Origin of the sequence: Priestia aryabhattai, assembly GCF_023715685.1 — a bacterium.
GTDB classification, from domain to species: Bacteria; Bacillota; Bacilli; order Bacillales; family Bacillaceae_H; genus Priestia; species Priestia aryabhattai_B.
In genome coordinates this window covers 585,029-605,013 of the sequence record NZ_JAMBOQ010000002.1, presented here as the reverse complement: position 1 = coordinate 605,013, position 19,985 = coordinate 585,029, and the positions used below count along the sequence as shown (strand labels likewise).

18 protein-coding genes are annotated in these 19,985 nt (G+C 35.8%); 3 read left to right on the top strand and 15 right to left on the bottom strand.

The features are described 5' to 3' along the window. Positions 1–3: 3 nt before the first annotated feature. From nikC to M3225_RS09910, 13 genes are all read right to left on the bottom strand, one after another. Positions 4–810, bottom strand: a complete 807-nt coding sequence (gene nikC / locus M3225_RS09965) for a nickel transporter permease (protein ID WP_251393031.1) — start codon at positions 808–810, stop codon at positions 4–6. Beyond that, the gene (gene nikB, locus M3225_RS09960; protein ID WP_251393029.1) at positions 807–1,748 is read right to left on the bottom strand and encodes a nickel ABC transporter permease; all 942 of its coding nucleotides are present in this window, start codon (positions 1,746–1,748) and stop codon (positions 807–809) included. The genes nikC and nikB overlap by 4 nt, the downstream gene beginning before the upstream one ends. Positions 1,749–1,750: 2 nt before the next feature. Continuing rightward, the gene (nikA, locus tag M3225_RS09955) at positions 1,751–3,274 is read right to left on the bottom strand and encodes a nickel ABC transporter substrate-binding protein (protein WP_251393027.1); all 1,524 of its coding nucleotides are present in this window, start codon (positions 3,272–3,274) and stop codon (positions 1,751–1,753) included. Positions 3,275–3,466: 192 nt separating this feature from the next. Continuing rightward, positions 3,467–3,880 carry a DUF4395 domain-containing protein gene (locus M3225_RS09950; RefSeq protein ID WP_251393025.1) on the bottom strand — a complete coding sequence of 138 codons (414 nt, stop codon included), beginning with the start codon at positions 3,878–3,880 and terminating at the stop codon, positions 3,467–3,469. 313 nt (positions 3,881–4,193) lie between these two features. Then, complete coding sequence (locus M3225_RS09945) at positions 4,194–5,024, bottom strand: YitT family protein (RefSeq protein WP_251393023.1); 831 nt, start codon at positions 5,022–5,024, stop codon at positions 4,194–4,196. 199 nt (positions 5,025–5,223) lie between these two features. Then, positions 5,224–5,784 (bottom strand): hypothetical protein, encoded by a 561-nt coding sequence (locus M3225_RS09940; protein WP_251393021.1) that lies wholly within the window; start codon positions 5,782–5,784, stop codon positions 5,224–5,226. 197 nt (positions 5,785–5,981) lie between these two features. After that, positions 5,982–6,536 carry a GNAT family N-acetyltransferase gene (locus M3225_RS09935; protein ID WP_251393019.1) on the bottom strand — a complete coding sequence of 185 codons (555 nt, stop codon included), beginning with the start codon at positions 6,534–6,536 and terminating at the stop codon, positions 5,982–5,984. Positions 6,537–6,908: 372 nt separating this feature from the next. Beyond that, positions 6,909–7,010, bottom strand: a complete 102-nt coding sequence (locus M3225_RS30010; RefSeq protein ID WP_442757245.1) for a sunset domain-containing protein — start codon at positions 7,008–7,010, stop codon at positions 6,909–6,911. 84 nt (positions 7,011–7,094) lie between these two features. Then, a complete protein-coding gene (locus tag M3225_RS09930; protein WP_251393018.1) occupies positions 7,095–7,733 on the bottom strand; it encodes a thermonuclease family protein in 639 nt (212 codons plus the stop codon). A 422-nt stretch (positions 7,734–8,155) separates the two neighbouring features. Beyond that, entirely contained in the window at positions 8,156–8,812 is a 657-nt protein-coding gene (locus tag M3225_RS09925) for a 2OG-Fe(II) oxygenase (protein WP_251393017.1), read from the bottom strand. Positions 8,813–9,063: 251 nt separating this feature from the next. After that, on the bottom strand, positions 9,064–10,566 hold the full coding sequence (locus tag M3225_RS09920) for a malate:quinone oxidoreductase (protein WP_251393016.1): 1,503 nt from the start codon (positions 10,564–10,566) through the stop codon (positions 9,064–9,066). A gap of 120 nt (positions 10,567–10,686) precedes the next feature. After that, complete coding sequence (locus tag M3225_RS09915; RefSeq protein WP_251393014.1) at positions 10,687–11,511, bottom strand: pyruvate, water dikinase regulatory protein; 825 nt, start codon at positions 11,509–11,511, stop codon at positions 10,687–10,689. 589 nt (positions 11,512–12,100) lie between these two features. Further along, entirely contained in the window at positions 12,101–12,982 is an 882-nt protein-coding gene (locus M3225_RS09910) for an HAD family hydrolase (RefSeq protein ID WP_251393012.1), read from the bottom strand. Between the two features lie 328 nt (positions 12,983–13,310). Between M3225_RS09910 and M3225_RS09905 the strand changes: the two genes are divergently transcribed. From M3225_RS09905 to M3225_RS09895, 3 genes are all read left to right on the top strand, one after another. Next, the gene (locus M3225_RS09905; RefSeq protein ID WP_251393010.1) at positions 13,311–14,774 is read left to right on the top strand and encodes a hypothetical protein; all 1,464 of its coding nucleotides are present in this window, start codon (positions 13,311–13,313) and stop codon (positions 14,772–14,774) included. Between the two features lie 969 nt (positions 14,775–15,743). Further along, on the top strand, positions 15,744–16,766 hold the full coding sequence (locus M3225_RS09900; RefSeq protein WP_251393008.1) for a hypothetical protein: 1,023 nt from the start codon (positions 15,744–15,746) through the stop codon (positions 16,764–16,766). An 848-nt stretch (positions 16,767–17,614) separates the two neighbouring features. Then, complete coding sequence (locus M3225_RS09895; RefSeq protein ID WP_251393007.1) at positions 17,615–18,211, top strand: mechanosensitive ion channel family protein; 597 nt, start codon at positions 17,615–17,617, stop codon at positions 18,209–18,211. A gap of 2 nt (positions 18,212–18,213) precedes the next feature. On the opposite strand, the gene M3225_RS09890 is transcribed toward M3225_RS09895, so the two are convergent. Together M3225_RS09890 and M3225_RS09885 are read right to left on the bottom strand one after the other, a co-directional pair. Then, the gene (locus M3225_RS09890) at positions 18,214–18,792 is read right to left on the bottom strand and encodes an HAD-IA family hydrolase (RefSeq protein ID WP_251393006.1); all 579 of its coding nucleotides are present in this window, start codon (positions 18,790–18,792) and stop codon (positions 18,214–18,216) included. A 126-nt stretch (positions 18,793–18,918) separates the two neighbouring features. Continuing rightward, the gene (locus tag M3225_RS09885; RefSeq protein ID WP_251393005.1) at positions 18,919–19,917 is read right to left on the bottom strand and encodes a hypothetical protein; all 999 of its coding nucleotides are present in this window, start codon (positions 19,915–19,917) and stop codon (positions 18,919–18,921) included. Positions 19,918–19,985 lie beyond the last annotated feature (68 nt).

Below are 19,985 nucleotides of genomic sequence, written 5' to 3'. Positions count from 1 at the left end.
CTTTTACCGATTAACTTGATATTTCCCTCGAATATATTCACCTAAAGCTGTAAACGTTAGCACAAATAAAATAATGGCCGCTCCTGGTATGAACATTAGCTGCGGAGCATTGTAAAAATAGGCCCTGCCTTCATTTAGCATCGTTCCCCATTCCGGAGTTGGAGGCTGAGCCCCTAGTCCAATATAGGATAATGAAGCCATCATTAAAATAATTTTCCCTATATCCAGCGTAGCAAGAACAAGAATATGTCCTCCCACATGGGGAAGAAAATGGCGTAGGATTAAATGAAACACTCCCACTCCGTTTAATTTAGCGATCAGCACATATTCTTTTGACTTTTCTTGAAGTACAATACTGCGCACTACCCTTGCATAACTAACCCACTTCACGATAACCATCGCGGCAATTAAATTGAATAATCCAGGCCCTAACAGCCCGCTTAAGACGATTGCTGCAATATAATCAGGAAAAGCTAAAAAAGCATCTACAATTCTCATTAAAAAGCGATCTATCTTTCCTCCAATATACCCTGAAACTAAACCAACAGGTACTCCAACCAAAAGAGAAAGAGCTAAGACAAGAAAACTAGTCCCAATCGTGGTCTGAGCTCCAGCTATGATTCGTGAAAAAAGATCTCTGCCTAAGTGATCAGTCCCTAGCCAGTGATCAGAGGTGGCTTTTTGAAGCCGATCTTGCATGTTGACTTGTGTGGGATCCGTTGGTGTTAGCTGACTGCCGAACAGATAAAATAGAATGAGCGCAATAACACACACGCTTATCACTACAAAAGGAAGCTGAGGCTTTTTCACGTTTTATCCCCTCCCTTTACATAGAGCTGGGGATTTACATATTTGTAGCTCAAATCCACAAGTGAATTGATTAAAACAACAAACAGGCCCATCCACAAGATGTATCCTTGAATCACAGGATAATCACGATTCATAATGGCATCAATAACTAATTTTCCAATGCCAGGATAAGCAAAAAGCACTTCAATAATGACCGTTCCTCCAAGTAAACTGCCTAAGCTCGTCCCTAAAATGGTAAGGATGGGTGTTAAGCTATACCGGAACGCGTGGAAAATAAAAATGCGGCTTTCACTTATTCCTCTTGCTCGAGCAGATCGTACAAAATCTTGTTTCAGTCCTTCTAACAGACTAGCTCTAATCATTCGCATATACACAGCGGACATGGCAAAACCAAGCGTTAAAGAAGGCAGCACAAGATGAGCTGCTGTGCCTGTACCCATTGAAGGAAGCCATTGAAGACGCACGGAGAACAGCTGTATAAACAAAAGGCCGAGCCAAAAGCTTGGAATAGATGCTCCAATTAAGGAAATACTTCTGCTGAGATAATCAATCCACTTATTCGGATATAGTGCTGATAGCGTCCCCAGTGGCACAGCTATTAACAGCATCACAACCAAAGATGCAACCGTCAAGCGCAGCGTAGACGGAAACTTCTCCACCAATTCATCGATGACAGGCTCTTTTGTCATATACGAAGATCCTAAATCAAACTGAAAAAAGCGCTTCAGCCACTTTACATATTGAATATATACAGGTTCGTTAAACCCTAGCTCTGTTCTCAAGTTATTCATTTGTTCCTCAGAGACTGCCACGTCGTCTACGCGAAGCATTTGCTTGACGGGATCTCCTGGAGCTAGCTTCATTAAAACAAAGCTGAGAAACGATAGTATAACTAAAAAGATGAGTAATTCTATTATTCTTTTACCAATTAATTCCATATCTACTTCACATCTAAATCCTTTGTTATAACATAGTATTCACTTTTAGTTGTAACCCAATTTTTCACATTGTCTCTATAGGCTACAAAATTATTCGGATGAACAATCGAAGAATGCAGCGTTTCCTTTTCTACTATTTCTCCAGCTTGTCTCGCTAATTTATTGCGCTGTTTTTGATCAACCGTTTTGTTAAGCTCAGCAATAATGGAAGTTAATGCTGGTTCATGAAAATGCCCTACATTAAATGCTCCTCCCTCCATATAAAGAGCATTAAAGAAATATCCTGCGTCTCCTCGAGGCGCGGTTACTAGACTATATGTAACCATTCCCCAATCATCTTTTGTTGTCATATACTCATCCATATTTTCAACTTGTTGAATATCTATTTTTACACCAATCTTTTTTGCTTCTGACTGAAGCATTTGTGACATTAATGGCAGTTCTGGACGATAAGGGTATGTAACAAGCTTAAATGAAAGCTGTTTTCCATTTTTTATTGTTTTTCCATCCTTGAGTGTATAACCGGCTTTTTCTAAATATTTTTGAGCTTCACTCGTTCCATAGGTTTTAGTTTTTTGATCGTTCGAAAAATCCAAACTCTCTAAAAATGGACCTTTTGCTGCTGACCCTTGACCTGCAAGCGCTGTGTCGACAACATCTTTTGGATTTAGTAATACATCAAACGCTTTTCTCACATTTTTATCTTTAAACGCTTCTTTCCTTGAATTATAGAAAAGCATTTGATTTCTGAGGCTCGGCTGTATATCTACTACAATTGAAGAATCTTGTTTTAATGTATTTAAGCTTTCAATAGCCGGGCGGTACACGATATCGGCTTCACCTGATTGCAAGGCGGACGTTCGTGCATTTTCATCATCATTAAATGTTAACATAACTTCATCCAATTTTGGTTCTCCGCCCCAGTATTCTTTGTATTTTTTTACTTTTATTGCAGTATCCGGTTTAAACGAAGCTACTTTAAATGGCCCCGTTCCCACTGGTTTATTTTTTATATCTGGAGCATCAACATCAATAATTGCCGTGTTTGGGTGAACAAGTTCAGAAGGCAGCGTGGCAAGCGGCTCTTTTGTTGTAATGGTTAAGATTTGGCCATTGGCTTTCATTTCTTTAATTTTAAGTGCACTCTTCATTGCTTCGCTTTCTTTTATCGTTCTTTCTAACGAATGTTTCACGGCTTCAGCATTCAGAGCCTTGCCATTTTGAAACCCAATCCCTTCTCTGATCTCAAATACCCAGGTCGTTCCACCATCTTCTGTTTTCCACTTTTTTGAAAGCCACGGTTCAATCTGTAATTGCTCATTAACTTTTACTAGCGTTTCAGCAATGCCGGCTCGTACAGTTGTATAATTTAACTGCGGGTCGAGCGTGTCGCTTGGAAAATTCGATACAAAAGCAAGTGATTTCTTTTCACTCTTTTCTTCGGTACTCGCGGAGTTACCCGAACATGCAGCCAGCATACCTATCGTAACAAGTGTTAGGGACAGCAGACTTATCTTTTTTCTCATATAAATCCCTCCTTTAAATCGTAACGATTATTATTATCATAAAAAGTTTAATTTGTTTACCTTACTTTGTCAACAAAGGTTTTTAAAGGGTACAGGCTCTTATAACACCTGCTTTCACTCATTATGATGATCAAACTTATTGATAGCGCATACAAATGAACATAAAAAAACAAAGCCTTCTCGAGGCTTTGTTTATGCAGCGTGTTTTTTTCTTTTATATTTCCACATCATATATCGATAACGAATCGTGCAGCCTATACAATATCCCATTAGTGCTACACCCGCAGCAAGAATCACCATTATACTAAATATATAGCCGACAAGCGTATAACCCAGTACAAATGAAATGAAAGCAACTCCTATACATACCGTTGCAATCCATTGGTTAAAAAGCTGCTGATCACGATCTTCCATCTGATAAGAAGAAATAGGCTTTTTGAGAAACTTTTTTCCTGCCATGATTACGGGATTACGCTTTGTTGCAAGTGGGACCACTCCAACGAGAAAAGGCAAAAGTAAAAGCCACTTTGCCGCAAGTAAGGCGATCAAAACCGTTATAACGATAAAGAATTGATTAAGTTGAACTAATGGTTTTGGAATGCTCATGGAATTCCTCCTTCTTAAAACCAATTATACAAATTGGTTTACTACTTTAAAAGGAAAAGCACTCCAAACGAGCGATAAGACTCATATAAAAAGAGCTACATAATTTCACTAACGTACTTTAAAATCAGTATTGTAAATAAAATAAAGACAATGTATCGTAAAGAACGAATTCGGCGTTGAAGAAGACGTTTTACATGCCTTTTATTACGCATATGGGTTCTTCCTTTCGTATATTGAATTGTCTTTAGACACACTTATATCATACTTTTTCGAAAAACACCAACGTCAGAAAAAATTGCCAAGAATCGCAGCTTTATGCGCTTAAAAAACCTTTTCCAATTACATCTCGTACATCGTGCACAATAACAAATGCTTCATCATCAATTTTTTTAATTAACTTTTTAAGCTTAATAAGCTCTTGTTTGTTAATAACAACATACAAGATTTCTTTTGACTCTTTTGTATAGTTCCCTCGACCGTTTAGAATCGTTACACCACGATCAAGCTGTCCATTGATTTGATCTGCTACCTCGTTTTTGTTGCTTGAAATAATGGTAACGGCCTTCTTGGCATCAAATCCTTCAATAACGAAGTCAATTACTTTTGTTGTAATGTAAAGCATGACGATCGTAAATAGTAACTTTTCGATTCCAATAATAAAATAAGAAGCCAATACCACTAGTAAATCAACAACTAAAAGCGCATGACTCACTTTCCAGCTTAAAAACTTGTTTAGAATTCGAGCAATAATGGCTGAACCTGCTGTTGTTCCCCCCACGCGCAAAATCATTCCAATTCCAACGCCTAGCAGTACACCGGCAAAAACCATGCCAATGAGCTCTTCATGAAGATGAAGACCCCAGCCTTCAGTTACATGAAGAAAAATAGATGTAGCGATAATCGTAATCATCGTATAGACGATGGTTTTTTTCTCTAAAAATTTATACCCTACGATAAGCAAGATACCGTTTAGAATAAAGTTAGTGATGCCCGTTGAAAGATGCGTTGTATAATATAAGATAATTGATATACCGGTAACGCCGCCTTCACCCAATCCGATCGGAATGACGAACATGTTAACTGCAAGTGAAAAGACAAACGAACCTATTAATAAAAAGATGACATCTTTTACTGTTTTACTCATCGCTGAAACCCTCCTCGGCATAAAAATTCACATAAAAAAGCCCCTTCTCTAAGAGAGAAGAGACGCTTATGTTTAGTTTTTATATCACGTATTCTTAAATTACCATGTATGACTATAATATGTTCACATACGTTTGTCAAACGGAAAGTTTATGCATTATGTTTAACCAAGGCTATGAGTCATTTATCTTTTATGTATACTAGGAATGTTTTAATTTATTTAAACAAAGACGGATGCAGGAATTAGTCGACTCAATTAATTCTTTATCGCCTTTTTTTAATCGAATTTCTAATGCACGTTGAAAATAGTGATGTGCTCTGGAAACAACTCGCTGATCAAGTAAACATTTTCCATAGTGCTGATAGACAAAGTCTTCATATATGTGAAGGTCTTCATCTTCTTTTAGTTGTTCAATGAGTAGCTGAAACGTTTCATTCGCTTTATCCCACTGTTCTTGCCAGTGATATGTATGTCCAAGTCGGATCGTATTCAAAAATTCACCTATTGTATCGGCATGTCGGTCATATAGATAAATGGCCAGCTGCAGATGTCTTTCACTGCTCGTTAATTCCCCAAGTATGCGCTCATATACACCAATATGTCCATATGTTTTAGCAGCGGCACACTCATCCTCTTCTTCAAGAGCTCGTTTCTTTAAATAGATAATTCCCTGCTTCATTTGGTGTGGGTTAACCGGAACTTCTCGAAGCTGTTCATTAAATCGATAACTCATATTAAACGGAAGACCTCTGATGTTCATGCACGCTCCTTTCATGTGGCACATCAGCAAACATACTTTCATGACCGCTTGCTTATGGTCCATTGGATGTAGGATTCTTTCCATTTTGATACGTTTACGCGATTTACAGGAAAGCTCAGCAAAAGTGCTGAGCTGGTGGTTTTTATTATTTTACTTATATATCCATTTTATCACAAAAAATACTACCGTAAAGATGCTCAGGCAGTCTTCATATAAAAAAATGGTTTTTTATCAATAAAAATGGTTTTATGCTCTTGAAAGCCTATACGCTGATACAATTTTTTGGCTTCTACGTTATTATATTCAACGTTTAACGATAAAAACATCTTACGCTTTTTGGCTTCTTGCTTGGCTACATTTAAAAGAGCCGTTCCTATCCCTTTTCCACGGTAAGCTTCATCTATACATAGAGAATCAATATAATAATCTCCATGTTCAGTTTCTATATCGATTTCCCACGCTGGATTATTAAGTTTAGCACGTACAAAACGCTTAACTGGTTCATAGAGCGTTTGTAACATACTTCCTTCGTAACAAAGCATAAGTCCAACTACCTTCTCATCGACTTCTGCGATTGTAATATGATGATAGCTATAGCGATTCTTCTCAGACAGAATAAACGCTTTAAGTCTTAAAAGCGCTTCTTCATTCGTTGTAGCCGCCGTATGAGAGCGTGCAATACTGCCAAGCATATCATAAAGTAATTCCGTTACAGCAGAAGCATCTTCTTTTCTTGCTTTCCTTATTTTCACGATTTTCAAACTCCCTTTATTCTCTTCGCTTGCGTTATTTGTAGCAAAACTTCTTACCTATCTACTTTAACACGAAAAAGAAAAGAAAGAAAAAATTAACTCCTAATCTTCCTTTCATTGTATAATTAATGTATATTTTCAAATGAATGGATGATGACTATAAAAAAACGCCGTCAACGGAAAGATACTACGATGAGTGGATGGGAAGTTTTAGCAGAAATTCTTTTTCAAGTGCCTCAGCTGCTCATATGGCCCCTGCGTCTTCTTATACGGATTGTTCGTTCTTTGTTGGATGGTATTTAGCCACTCCTATACAAACCTTTACTGAACTCACAAAAAAAAAAGAAACTCAGCAGTTACTGAATTTCTTTGTTAGTTCTTTGCTTTTTTGTATCCTGCTTCTTGTGCATCTTTTTCGGTACAGAACCAAATGACGTTGTTCATTGTTTGATTGTAGTGCGCCCCTGTTGGCACGTGATAAATTTTAGAATTTTGATTTCCTTTTATTTTACCTTCACAGCTTTCTGCAGATTGAGGATCTTTTTGATTAGAAGAGGACTAATTTTTTACAGCATCCGTATTATATCCTTTTTCCTGGGCATAGTTTTCAATACTCCAGATTCCTTTTTTGCTTTTTCGAGCCTGCTCCTGTATTTTCTTAAATTCATCTACGTACTTTGTGTTGGGAGGAAATACTGCTACGCGGGCTAGTCCTTTTGCTAGCAGCTCTTCATTATATAGCTCATTGTCTATCCATACATATGCAAGCAAGCGTCCATATTGATCACGCTCTTGCACATCAAATTCAAGGGTGATTTCCTGTCCTTCTAGCCTTTTTTTCGTGTAAGCAGATGCTTCAGGACCAAAGGGCTGTACGCCTAGTTTGGGATGCTTTGTTTCGGGGGTATCGACAAGAAGTAGTCGCACGCGATCCGTCTTTCCGTTCAGCATTTTCACTTTAAGCGTATCACCATCCACCACTCTTTCTACCGTAGCTGCCTCACCTACTACATCTTCACGACTTGCTTTAGAAGGACTATGATCGTCTTCTTGATCTGATGAATCTTCTACTTGAACTGCTTGTTTTGTACCGGTAGAAGATGTGGTTGAATGACTTGCCTGCTCATCGCTGCATCCAGTAAGAAGCAGCATAAACATCGCGAGCATGATGTAAATAATTGCTTTTGTTTCTTTCAAAACCCGGGTCCTCCTTTAACACATTCACTATCTACTATATAAAAGTCAAATGATTTTATAAATAGTGTAAATCACCTAAAAACAAAAACTCGTGAAAATACCTTTCACGAGTTTTTTCGTGCAACTGTTATAAAAATTGGTTACCTGTTTTAAAGTCATTATTTTAAATAGCACCTATTTTATTTTTATCTCACGAACACATTTTTCGTTTTAGTGTATCCAGATTTTTAATCATGAGGATATTTTACACTACAAATACATTTTTCGTCTACCGGCTTATAAGAATAGGGAATAGCCGCACAAATAGAACAAGTGTGAATATTTCAATATAATAACTGGCTAACATGATTACTATTTTTTTGTAACGTAAATAAGAGCCCTCACTAACAATAGCTAATAGGGCTCTTCAAACCTTTGTTTTACTATCGAATTTTTTGTTTGCGCATCCACTGGGTAGCGACCCATTTTTCTCCTTTTATAACAGGAGCTCCACCGTGGAGAGTACGGTCATTAAGTTCAGCGTCACTATAAAAATATTCAAAGTATACGGCCATTCCTTTTGTCGGAGATACGGAAAGACCCAACTTAGGAAAATAAGTTTCTCCTCCTTCTTCGACATCGTTTAAGTACATAACCAATGTACTAATACGGTTATTTTTAGATGCTTTACTTGCAGAAGTGAAATAATCGTGATGCGCTTTGTATTCTTGATCAGGCAAGTATTTTAAAACTTGAAGACCTTCAGCATATTCAATAGACGGTCCCATTATCTTAGAAAGTCTCATTTCAATTTGATGTACAAGCTCGTTTTCGCTTTCTTCAAAAAACATGCCGCTGCTCGTTCGAATACTGTTTACTTCACGTTCAGCGCCAATTTTTGATCGCTGCATTTTATCTTTGGATAGCTGTATAAGTTCGTCACATTCTTCGCTACTTAGGACATTTCCTAAAACTAGAACAAGAGGCTCTTCAAATCGAGCAACAATATCAATCTCTCTGTCTTCTAATTTAATTTTATTCCCTGAATGGTTAAAAATCGTTTGTTCTTTCGTTATTAAAGATGTATTAGTTAGAATCATCTTTTATCGACTCCTCGAAATAGCTATTTTCCAATTCTTCACTTCATTATATGGAAACGCTTACTAATAAGAATTATATCATGTATACGAAGTAAATTCTGCTAGTAAAGGAAATAAATAAAAAGAAGCCCGCAATATAATGGAGCTCCCTAATTTTTTCTTATAGGTTTCACATATATTTTAAATACTTTATAACAGCTACCTAAAAAATTCTTTTAATCTAAAGCATACGTGTCAAATACCCACCAAAATCATCGGTACACAAGTTCTTTTTTACTTAGATCAAGCGTTTGTGCTGTAGAAGCATGAATTTCGTTAAAAAGCGCTGGATTTTCTACCAGAGACAAGCCGTAAGAAGGAATCATTTCTTTTATTTTTGGTTCCCATTCTTTCATATGCTGCGGGAAACATTTTTCTAGCACTTCAAGCATGACGTAAACAGCAGTCGAAGCACCTGGAGAAGCCCCGAGCAAGGCAGCGACGGAACCATCAGCTGAACTCACAACTTCTGTACCAAATTGAAGAGTTCCTTTACCTCCCTCTTCCGTATCTTTGATTACTTGTACACGTTGACCCGCTACGACGATATCCCAGTCTTCGCTTTTTGCGTTTGGAATAAACTCGCGAAGTTCTTCCATACGCTTTTCATTTGACAACAGCACCTGCTGAATCAGGTATTTCGTTAAGCCCATCTCTTTGACGCCTGCTGCTAACATCGTCAAGATATTATTCGGTTTTACAGAATTGATTAAATCCAAATTTGAACCCGTCTTTAAGAACTTTGGTGAGAATCCGGCAAAAGGTCCAAACAGCAGTGTTTTTTTGCGGTCGATATAGCGTGTATCAAGGTGCGGAACCGACATCGGCGGAGCACCAACCTTCGCTTTTCCGTACACTTTCCCGTGATGCTGCGCTACAACTTCGGGATTATTGCATACCATAAATAATCCGCTTACCGGGAACCCTCCAATATGTTTGGACTCAGGAATACTCGTTTTTTGGAGTAAAGACAGACTTCCGCCTCCTCCTCCGATAAAAACAAATTTCGCCGTGTGGGATTCCTGTTTACCGCTATGAATATCATGTACTTTTACTTCCCACGAGCCGTCTGCGGTACGTGTCAGATTTTCAACGCTGTGGTTGTAGTTAATTTCTACGCTTTTACTCTTTAAATGTGTAAACAACATACGAGTTAAAGCCCCAAAGTTCACGTCCGTCCCTGAGTCGATTTTGGTTGCCGCAATTGCTTCAGGGGATGTACGGCCTTTCATGACAAGCGGCATCCATTCTTTTAGCTTTTCAGGATGATCAGAATACTCCATTCCTTGAAATAACGGATTATTTGATAGCGCTTCAAAACGTTTTTTCAGAAAGGATACATTCTTTTCTCCTTGTACGAAACTCATATGAGGAATTGGCATAATAAACTCTCGCGGATTATGAATTAAATTACTACTTACTAGATACGACCAAAACTGTCTTGAAAGCTGAAACTGTTCATTAATTCGCACTGCTTTCGTAATATCTATAGATCCGTCAGCTTGTTCAGATGTATAGTTCAACTCGCACAGTGCAGCATGGCCAGTCCCTGCATTATTCCATTCATTCGAGCTTTCTTCTCCTGCATCTGCGAGTTTCTCAAATACTTTGATTTCCCATTCCGGCGCTAACTCTTTTAGTAAAGATCCCAACGTCGCGCTCATAACTCCGGCCCCAATTAAGATAACGTCTGTTTTTTTATATACATTGCTCATCACAATCTTCCTTATCTTTTATATTTTAAAAAAGCGCCTTTTAGCAACACGCCTGTTCTACCTGACTCTCTATAGATTAAGTATGTCTGACAAGTTAGCTGTCTTACATAATGGGAGTTTTTATACATACCCTTTCATTTTGTTCTTTTTTAACATGCTCAATATCACTTCAGCGGTTTCTTCAACTGCTTTACCTGAGACATTAACAATAGGACAACCAATGCGCTTCATAATTTTCTCAGCATAGTCCAGCTCTTCAAGGATTCGATCTACATTGGCATAATTGGCTTGAGACGCTAAACCTAAATTTTTTAATCGTTCTTTTCGGATTTCATTGAGCTTATCCGGTGTAATAACTAAACCAATACATTTATTTTTCGGAATAGCAAAAAGTTCATCAGGAGGCGTCACTTCTGGAACTAGCGGTATATTGGCTACTTTAAGACTTTTATGAGCTAAATACATAGAAAGTGGCGTCTTAGATGTTCTCGAAACACCGATCAACACTAGATCAGCTCGCTTGATACCTCTGAAGTCTTGTCCATCATCATATTTAACAGCGAATTCAACTGCTTCTACTTTTCGAAAATAGTTATCGTCTAATTTTCTCGTTAATCTCGGTTGAAGATTAGGTTCTTTATTAAAGGTTTGGCTAAAGGCACTCATAAGAGGGGTCATTAAATCAATGGCTACAACTCCTTCTTCTTGTGCCTTTTGGTCAAGATACTGTTTTAAAGGTGGGATGACGATGGTATACGCAATAATGGACTCATTACAGCTTGCTTCAGCAATGATATTATCAATATTTCCCTCATCTTCTACGTAAGAAGTATTTTGAATTTCAATATCTTCTCCACTAAATTGAGTTAAAACTGCTTTTACCATCAACTCAGCTGTTTCACCTACTGAGTCGGAAACTATATAAACAATTTTTCTTTTATTCACATTAAATCTTCCTATTCTTTGATTTTAATAGTTTAATAACGCTAGCATTTTTTGTTCAACTATAATTTAGCAGCTTACACGATACATATTTTATTGGTAATGAATGGACTAATATCCTGGACACTGTGATTATAAACACTTCAAAAAACGATCGGACTCATGATTTATGTCATACTAATTATAAAATAAAACTAAATATGTTATACTATTTTCATTAAATGTTATATTAGCATTAAATATACTTAGATACAATCCCTTTTCTCAGCATTTTATAAAAAGTTTGAAGAAAGAAAAAGTTTAGATGTTAAAAGGATTTATGCTTTTAGATGATGGAACTCACCTCGCTGAGCGGCGTTTTATAAAGATGGACACGAGGATAGTTATATTATTTATAACATGATTTGAAAAAGAACATTATGGAAGGTTTAATCTCATCTATTCTTTTTAGCTAAGAGTGCTATAACTAATAATAATGAATGGTTTAATTTTCACCTTATATATACTAAAAACACCGCCTAAAAGACGATGTTTTGAATAGTTGGTTATATCTCACCGTTGCTTTATGCTTCGGCAATCCATGGATTAATTCTTATAAAACGGGCGTACTATTAGTAGACTTTTGCAATAAAAATTTAGAAAGATAATGGTAAACGCCGTTTTCGTCACAGTTAAACTCCGTTATGTCATCGACAATTTCTTTAATATGATCCGGCGCATTTTTCATCGCTACAGCATAGCTAGCAAACTGGAACATTGGTAAATCATTGTTGCTGTCGCCAATAGCTAGAATGTCTTGCTCGGGCAAATTAAAATAATTTAGCATTTGCTGTATTCCTGTTGCTTTATTTACGTTCGCAACCATCACTTCGACATTATGTTTAGATGAAGTAGAAGTTGTAAAGTCTATTTCTTTTTTGAGTTTTTCAAGCTCCTCTTTCCATTCCTCGATATGCTCGTGCGTTCTTGCAAAGAAATAGAACTTCGAAAATTCACTTCCCTCTACAGAATCTTTCCAGTCAATTTCTTCTTTAATCGCTTGTTTACGGGAAAGCCACTCATTAATTTCCACACTGTCTGGCTTTGGATCTCTAATTTCATTTTCAACATATGATTGATCTTGTTTTAATGTCACGCGAGATGTACCGTATGGGAAAAGCTCGTAGTATACCTTGTTCGCTCTTGCTTTTTCAATAATGGTTTCCACCAATTCAAGCGAAAGCGAATGCTGAAATACTGCTTCTTTCCCTACATACCCTGCCATACCATTTGATGTGATAAACCCATCTACTTGAAAGCCTTCAGGAACCAACTCTTCTATTTCATCAAACGCTCTTCCCGTAGCGATAAAAACAAAAATTCCCTGTTTTCGTAAATCATCAATGATTTCTTTTGTGTGAATACTTACTTTGTTGGAGCGATTTAATATCGTACCATCCATATCTAAAAAAATTACCTTAGGTTTTAACAACATACTTATTCCCCCTATTTGTAAAAAGAGTGTACCTGGCAAGTATAAACTTTTCCATTTTTAAACTCAATGAATGTACTTTGCTTTTCTCTTTTATGAAACTACTATAATAATACTCTCCTTACATCTAAAGTACGTACTTATATTGTACAATCACTATAAAGAAAGTATTTTATGTTTGCAATAAGCCTTTATATACTAATAGCCGGCTAGGCTAATTTGGTATAAAACAGCGTTCACAAAAACGAATTTTCCTTTTAGCCTTTAGAGTATCGTTCAAAAAAGATATAATAAGACTGTTACAGATTAAATACATACAGAGGAGGTCAACATGAACGAACCATCCAATTTTTCTCCTTATCTTATTAAACAAATCAGCGATGCAATCGATGACAATATCAAAGCAAAGTGCATAGACTTTTTATATGATTCTCATTCGTTCTTTTCGAATGAAAAAGATTTTATAGAAGACTACATTTTAAATATATTGCAAGATACGTTTGTTTTAGAGAATAAATTAATAAATCCTAAGGAAATAAGAAATCCCGCTTACAAAAGAAGACAATCGAATAAGAAAAACTGGCTGCAAACGTTAAAAAAAGATATTAAAGCAGAAAAGCCTAATCCTATTTTTGAAGACATTGAATTGGCCAAAAAAGTGATGGATAAAAAAGTGGATACCGAACACTTAAAAAAGCTGTTTGGTGTGGAAAAACCTGAAGATATTTTAAAGATAAAGTTAAAAGAAGTAGAAACATGGGCTAAAAGTAAAAAAACAAACATTACCGATTTTCCTTATTTAGATTCAAAGATGAATTATCAAATAGAGAAAGCATTTCACACAGACTTTACTTTTTTAATTGCTGAAATCATATTAGAAAAATACAATGGAAATTTGAGTAACTGGATTGATAAACGATTGAATTCGTGGGTAGAGGCCCCTATCTTCTCAAATGAAAGTCATTCTCTTAAAACCAATATGGAAGTTAAAAAAAACTCCCAAGAAGTCGTTTTATATAATGACTATAAAGTTGATGAAGAATATTTCATTCGCACCATTATCCCTGTGAATGATAATCAAACGGTTCTTTCCAAACGAAATATGGTTTTAGATCCAAAAGATTCTCAAATTATCCAGTTTGCTCTTTCACAGCGCGATGAGATGTTTTATAAAGAAAAAACGGTGACTCTTGATTTAGCGGATATCGTTAAAGAAATTTATAATTCAAAAGGTGTAAAAAACTATGAAGCGGTTGAAGCCCGCATTATGAAAATTGCCAGATATCATGTAGAAGGTGTAGCGAAGAAGAAAAATTCCAGAGATACAAAATTTGCGATAAACTTCTTCCAAAAGGCTGTTATTGAAACCGATGAAGTAACGGGCAGACGATATGCAACCATTGTATTTAGCGACGATACGCATCAAGGCTTTTTAAATCAGCAGTTTGTACAAATTTACAGTGACGTTATTAAAAAGTTTAAAGATAACTCGCTTTCTTCTTTACTGCTGTATGCATTTCAAAAAGAGCGATTAGATTGTTATTTACAAGAGAAGTCTTACACCCATTTTTATCCGTATCAATATTTTGCTTCAAAAGTTCGTTTTCGTTCAAAGAAAATTGATGTAAATCTAAAATTAATTAATGAATCTCTAGCAGAGTTTGTTAGCAACCAAGTATTGATACAAAATTATCAGCAAAAACTTCAAGGATTTGAAATCTCTTTTATTCCTCTTCAAAATTATGAAATTCAAGACTATTTTGGAGGAGAACATAGAGAAACATTGGAAGGGTAAATCATTCCCTTCCTTTTTTATTCGATATTTTTCCACTTCCATCCTGCCGATACAAAATATCCCTCTATTTTTATTTCATAGTTTGGAAGTTTTGTCATTTTTAACGTACTAAACAGAAGCTTTTGCCGTTTTTTACGTACTCATTCACTTCTTTTGCCATTTTCTGCGTACTAATTACTACCTTTTGCTGTTTTTGACGTACCACTCTGCTTCTTTTGCCGTTTTTTACGTACTAAATGCATTTTATTTACTAGTTATCCCTTATTAATTGTTAATTATTCTCTTTTTTCCGTAAAACAATCCTACCTTTTGCCGTTTTTTACGTACTCATTCACTTCTTTTGCCGTTTTCTGCGTACTAAACATTGCTTTTCCCTTTGTTATTGCCTTTTCAAACCACATTTTTTATTTTTTTCGCAACACATATAAAGCTTTTGCCATTTTTGACGTACCAAACGAAATCTTTTGCTGTTTTTGTCGTACTACTATGTCATTTTTGACGTTTTTTACGTACTAAAAACAGCTTTTGCCGTTTTTGACGTACCAATAAAATTCATTTTGTTATTTACAACGATCACAGAAGTGATTTTTTTACCTTTTTTTAGGTAAATAGAGATAGCTTTTGCTGTTTTTAGCGTACCAATCTTCACTTTTGCTATTTTTAGCGTACTATAATCAGCCTTTTGCCATTTTTGTCGTACTAAAATGCATAAAGTTTTTTTTGATTTTTACTGATCGTAACAAATACTGTTCTACCGGTGCTTGCTTGCTTTTGCCATTTTTGTCGTACTAAAAAACCTAGAAGCTGAATCCCTTGATATGACAGCATTCTTTGAACCTTTTGCCGTTTTTAGCGTACTACTCGTTCGTTTGCGATTCTGTTTCTTATTGATATAATTTTCACAAGGTATTCTTTGTTATTTTACCCTAATAAATTAAGGTTGATATGAAATAGATTGGAGGGATTCTCATGATAAAAAAAGAATTTGCGAAAATTGGAAAACAAATTATTCGCCAATTGTCTAGCACCGTAGAAAAATATAAAGATATTGAAGATCACATGGACCTAGACGCTCATGGGAACCCTACAATCAAAACGGTGGCGGAACATCATCGTTTATCTAAATCTCAAATTTCACAATTAATTTTTTATCACTTCCTTCACGTTGATGAAAGAGGTATTATTTGTGATGTTTCTGAAAAAGAGATTGCAGCCGCTTTGAATTGTACGGTTCGAACAGTTCGCAACAACAATGTAGTATTAGCAGAAACAGAATTAATTTCTTATTCTCGCAGCGGCAAAGGAATCAATATTTGTATTGTTCCCTACCCTCAATATTTTGAAGAACACGGCTTTGGTTTTATGGAACTAGAATATACTCGCTTTGAAGAGCTTATTCTAATTGAAAACGTAAACGCCCTTCGTTTAGAGCTGCGCAAAGAATTAGTTTATGACAATGATACGATTAAGCGTCAGTTTAACCCTGGAGAAAACACTTCAAAAATTAGCTTTAATGACTATAAAATTTTTACACCGAAATATACTCACTACAAAGGTATGATGCAAAAAATAGCTGAAACCCAGACGAGTGCATTTAAAACCGTTGTTCAAGGATCTACTATTTTCTTTGTCTTAAAAGACGGAGCTAAAAATGGCAAGATGTCAAAACAAGAAAAGAAAGATCAATATGATGCGGCGATTCGAAGTACTATTGAAGAGACTTTTGTAAAATTATCTGGATACAACACAGATTCTACAGGAATTTTGATGTCTTCATTCCAAAACGAAGACATCGCTGATTTGGTTCAGCTTTCTTTTGAATATGGCATTGAACGAGTAAAGTCTGCCCTTTATTCTCTCATTGAACAGGCTTTCTTTAGCTATGACGCCCAAGTCGTTGAAAATTACGGTGGGAAAATCCGTACGCTGATTCGAAAAGAGCTTTCAAAAAATCTTCAAGACCAAGTCCCTGTCGAACTTACAGCTTCATAAGGGGCTTATTTGGCATGCCTTTTTTTATTTTATCTTCATTCTCTTCTCTTTTTGATACCACTAGCGCAAACAAACACCCATTCTTCCAGCTCTCCAATTCCATTATCCTATCTATATAAACGTAATGAGTTCAAACAAATGATATTTCTTGTGTATAACTACGGAATATTACTAAAAAAGCAGCTTCATACTTATCCACAAGTAAAAAAAAACATATTCAATTAATGTTATATCATCCTATTTATTAACAAAAACATCCCCTTTGTTTTTTTACTGACGATGATTTCCAGGTTATTTCCTCTTTGATGCGACTCTTTTTATCCACAATGGAAATAATCCATCCTTTTAACAACAAGTTTCATACAATTATCTTTAAAATCCATCCTTTATAAAAGAGAAAACATAGTAAATAAAATATATTCCATATCTATTGCAATAAAAAACATCCTTTAGCTAAAGGATGCTGTTCACAAAAAAGATCTATTTTCCACACGGCTATTTTTTGAAAATCTATTTTCCCTCTAACTCTTGATATTAGTGAATTTGTAGAGGATTTTTCTTTCTTTAATATCTGTATATAATGTTTGATAATAAGATCTATATTAATATCTGCTATAAGGTTTTATTTAATATTTGTATAAAGAAATGTTTTAAAAATATCTATGCTTGAGGATTTTCACTTTTTCTAAAATAAGGAGTTTTTATTTCCTATACCAAATATAAATAAATTAAAATAAACAAATACAATGGGTTCAAACATATCTTAATAAATTCTAGTAGTATATTTTTTAAAATAAATTATACTATTCAGTAGAGAAAATTTTATAAAATAAGAAAGGGACTTAGTCATGAAAGACATACAGTGGGTGCAGCAAACTTTATTTAACACCGGTAAGTGGATTGAAATTAGTGAAGTAATCATAAAGATTATCTTGGTTTTTATTATTGCTCAAATTGTGATCCGGTTTGCCCGTAGTGCAATTAATAAAATCTTTGATTTCAGGTTTAAAACTAAGCTGCTGAGGTACAACGAACGAAAAGAAATAACGCTGAAAAAACTTTGTCTGAGCATTGTGACGTACGTTGTGTACTTTATTGTACTTATTACGTGTTTAGAGGCAATCGGAATTAATATGAAAGCACTTTTAGCTGGTATTAGCGTAGCAGGGTTTATTACAGGCTTAGGTGCACAGAATTTAATTAAAGATATTTTAAACGGCTTTTTTATTCTATTTGAAGATCAATTCTCAGTGGGAGATCACGTATCCATAAACGATACGGAAGGAATTGTCGAAGAAATCGGGTTACGCACTACAAAAATTCGCGGAGTTGACGGAGAGTTTTATTTTTTTGCCAATAGTAACATTACAAAAGTAGCGAACTATACGCTCGGCGAAATTCCCGAGATACATAAACCTGAACAAATAAAAACTCGTGAAGAATAACTTCACGAGTTTTTATTTACGACAGTTGTAAAGAATTGATCATATGATGTAAGGTGATAATCTGCTTCAATGTCGTCATTTTGAAATGCACATGTTTTAATTCCAAGTTCACGGGCAGGTTTTAAGTCGAGCTCGCGGTCTCCAATTACTAAATCGAGCTTATACTTATCGTGAAGATATGCATAAGCGCCGCTATCAGGCTTTCGTTTGTAGCCATCATCCTTTGTAATAATCTCCGTAAAATAGTGCTCCATATTAAAAAATGCAAGAATATCAAGAGTAGACTGTCTAGATTTATGCGTAACAATTACATTTGTATCCGCAAAGCTCAGTACGCCTTCTACCTGAGGAAAAGCAGGCTTATCTTTAGGATTGATTTTTTGTTCAAGCACATGGAAATGATTATCAAACAAAGACTTTTCAATATCGAAATGCTTAATTGCTACTTCAGAAGATATCTTCATCTGTTTTAAAATATCGTCTTCTGAGATAGTTGGATCTGTTAGTAATTCTTTGAATGCTTTTACAATAGTTGGATAGGTATCAAAGATAGTTCCATCAAAGTCCCATAAAATATTCATTTTCGCTGTCTCTCCTTTTTAAAAACGTAACGATTATACCAAATTTTTCATCGCTTGTCAGTGAACCTTTTCGTCATCGTTACAGTTACAGTAAAAAAACTCGCTTTATACGAGTTTTTTACTGTATTAGCTACTGCTGCATCCACTCCCACAGCTAGAGCTGCTGCAGTTTGAACTCGAACAGCTGCTGCCGCTGTCATGATGATGACCTCCATCGTGGTGGTGATGATGGCGGTTGTCTTCCCATGGGCTTGAACAGCTATAGCCGCTGTACGAGGCTGTATCCCCCGCATACATTGTCTTTTTATATAGCAGCAGTTCATTCATATGGCTTGAAAAGTTGGTGGCTTTGTAGAGAGAATAAAAAACAAAGCCTTGAAGAAGAAGTTCGTTTGATACATTTCCTTTTTTAGCCGCTTTTTTAAAATAAGTTGATCCGCCTGCTTTTTTTCTTTTTCGAGCAGCAGTGATTTCTTCTTTTAACGTTTGAATCAAGTGCCTCTGCTGTTTTTCCCATTTGCCGATTCTTAAAAAATAGCGATCTAGTAATTCATCTTCCGACAATCTTTGAAAATCTTGAATTATACTTTTATCAAGCGGATGCTGAAAAAATTTCCCCCAAAGCAGTTGGCTGTTACCCGTTATGTCAAACAAATGAGCATACATCCAATCGAAGAACGCTCGCTTATCCGGCTGTGGTGATGGAGCTGTGTCCACATTTGGCTGGTGATGCAAAAAACGGTTGAAAAAGCGGTCTGTAAAACGCTCATAGTCCACTGTAAACATAATCATTTCGTGCCACACTTCATCTACTTTTGCACTAAACATTGGTACGTCTTTGATGACTGCATTTAACAAAAAGTAGCGCTTCATCTCAAAGAACGTCCACTCCACTTCATCGTCTTTTATACTTCCCCCTTTCATACGCTGTTTCACTTGCTGAACATAGGCTGTCGGTAAAGAATCTTCTAGTGAATGAACAATATCTTCAAACTCTTTATCTTTATGTATTCCAAGCTCTTCTGGAAGCTCTTCTTTATACAAGCGAAATCCTCTCGACTTTGTAATCCCTTTAATAATCACAGCTAAAAGAATTACCGCTCCTACTATAATGGCTGCTAGCATCTTCTTCCTCCTATATCGTATCTATATATTCAATATTTTACCACATTCGTAAAATACAAAAAAAGAGC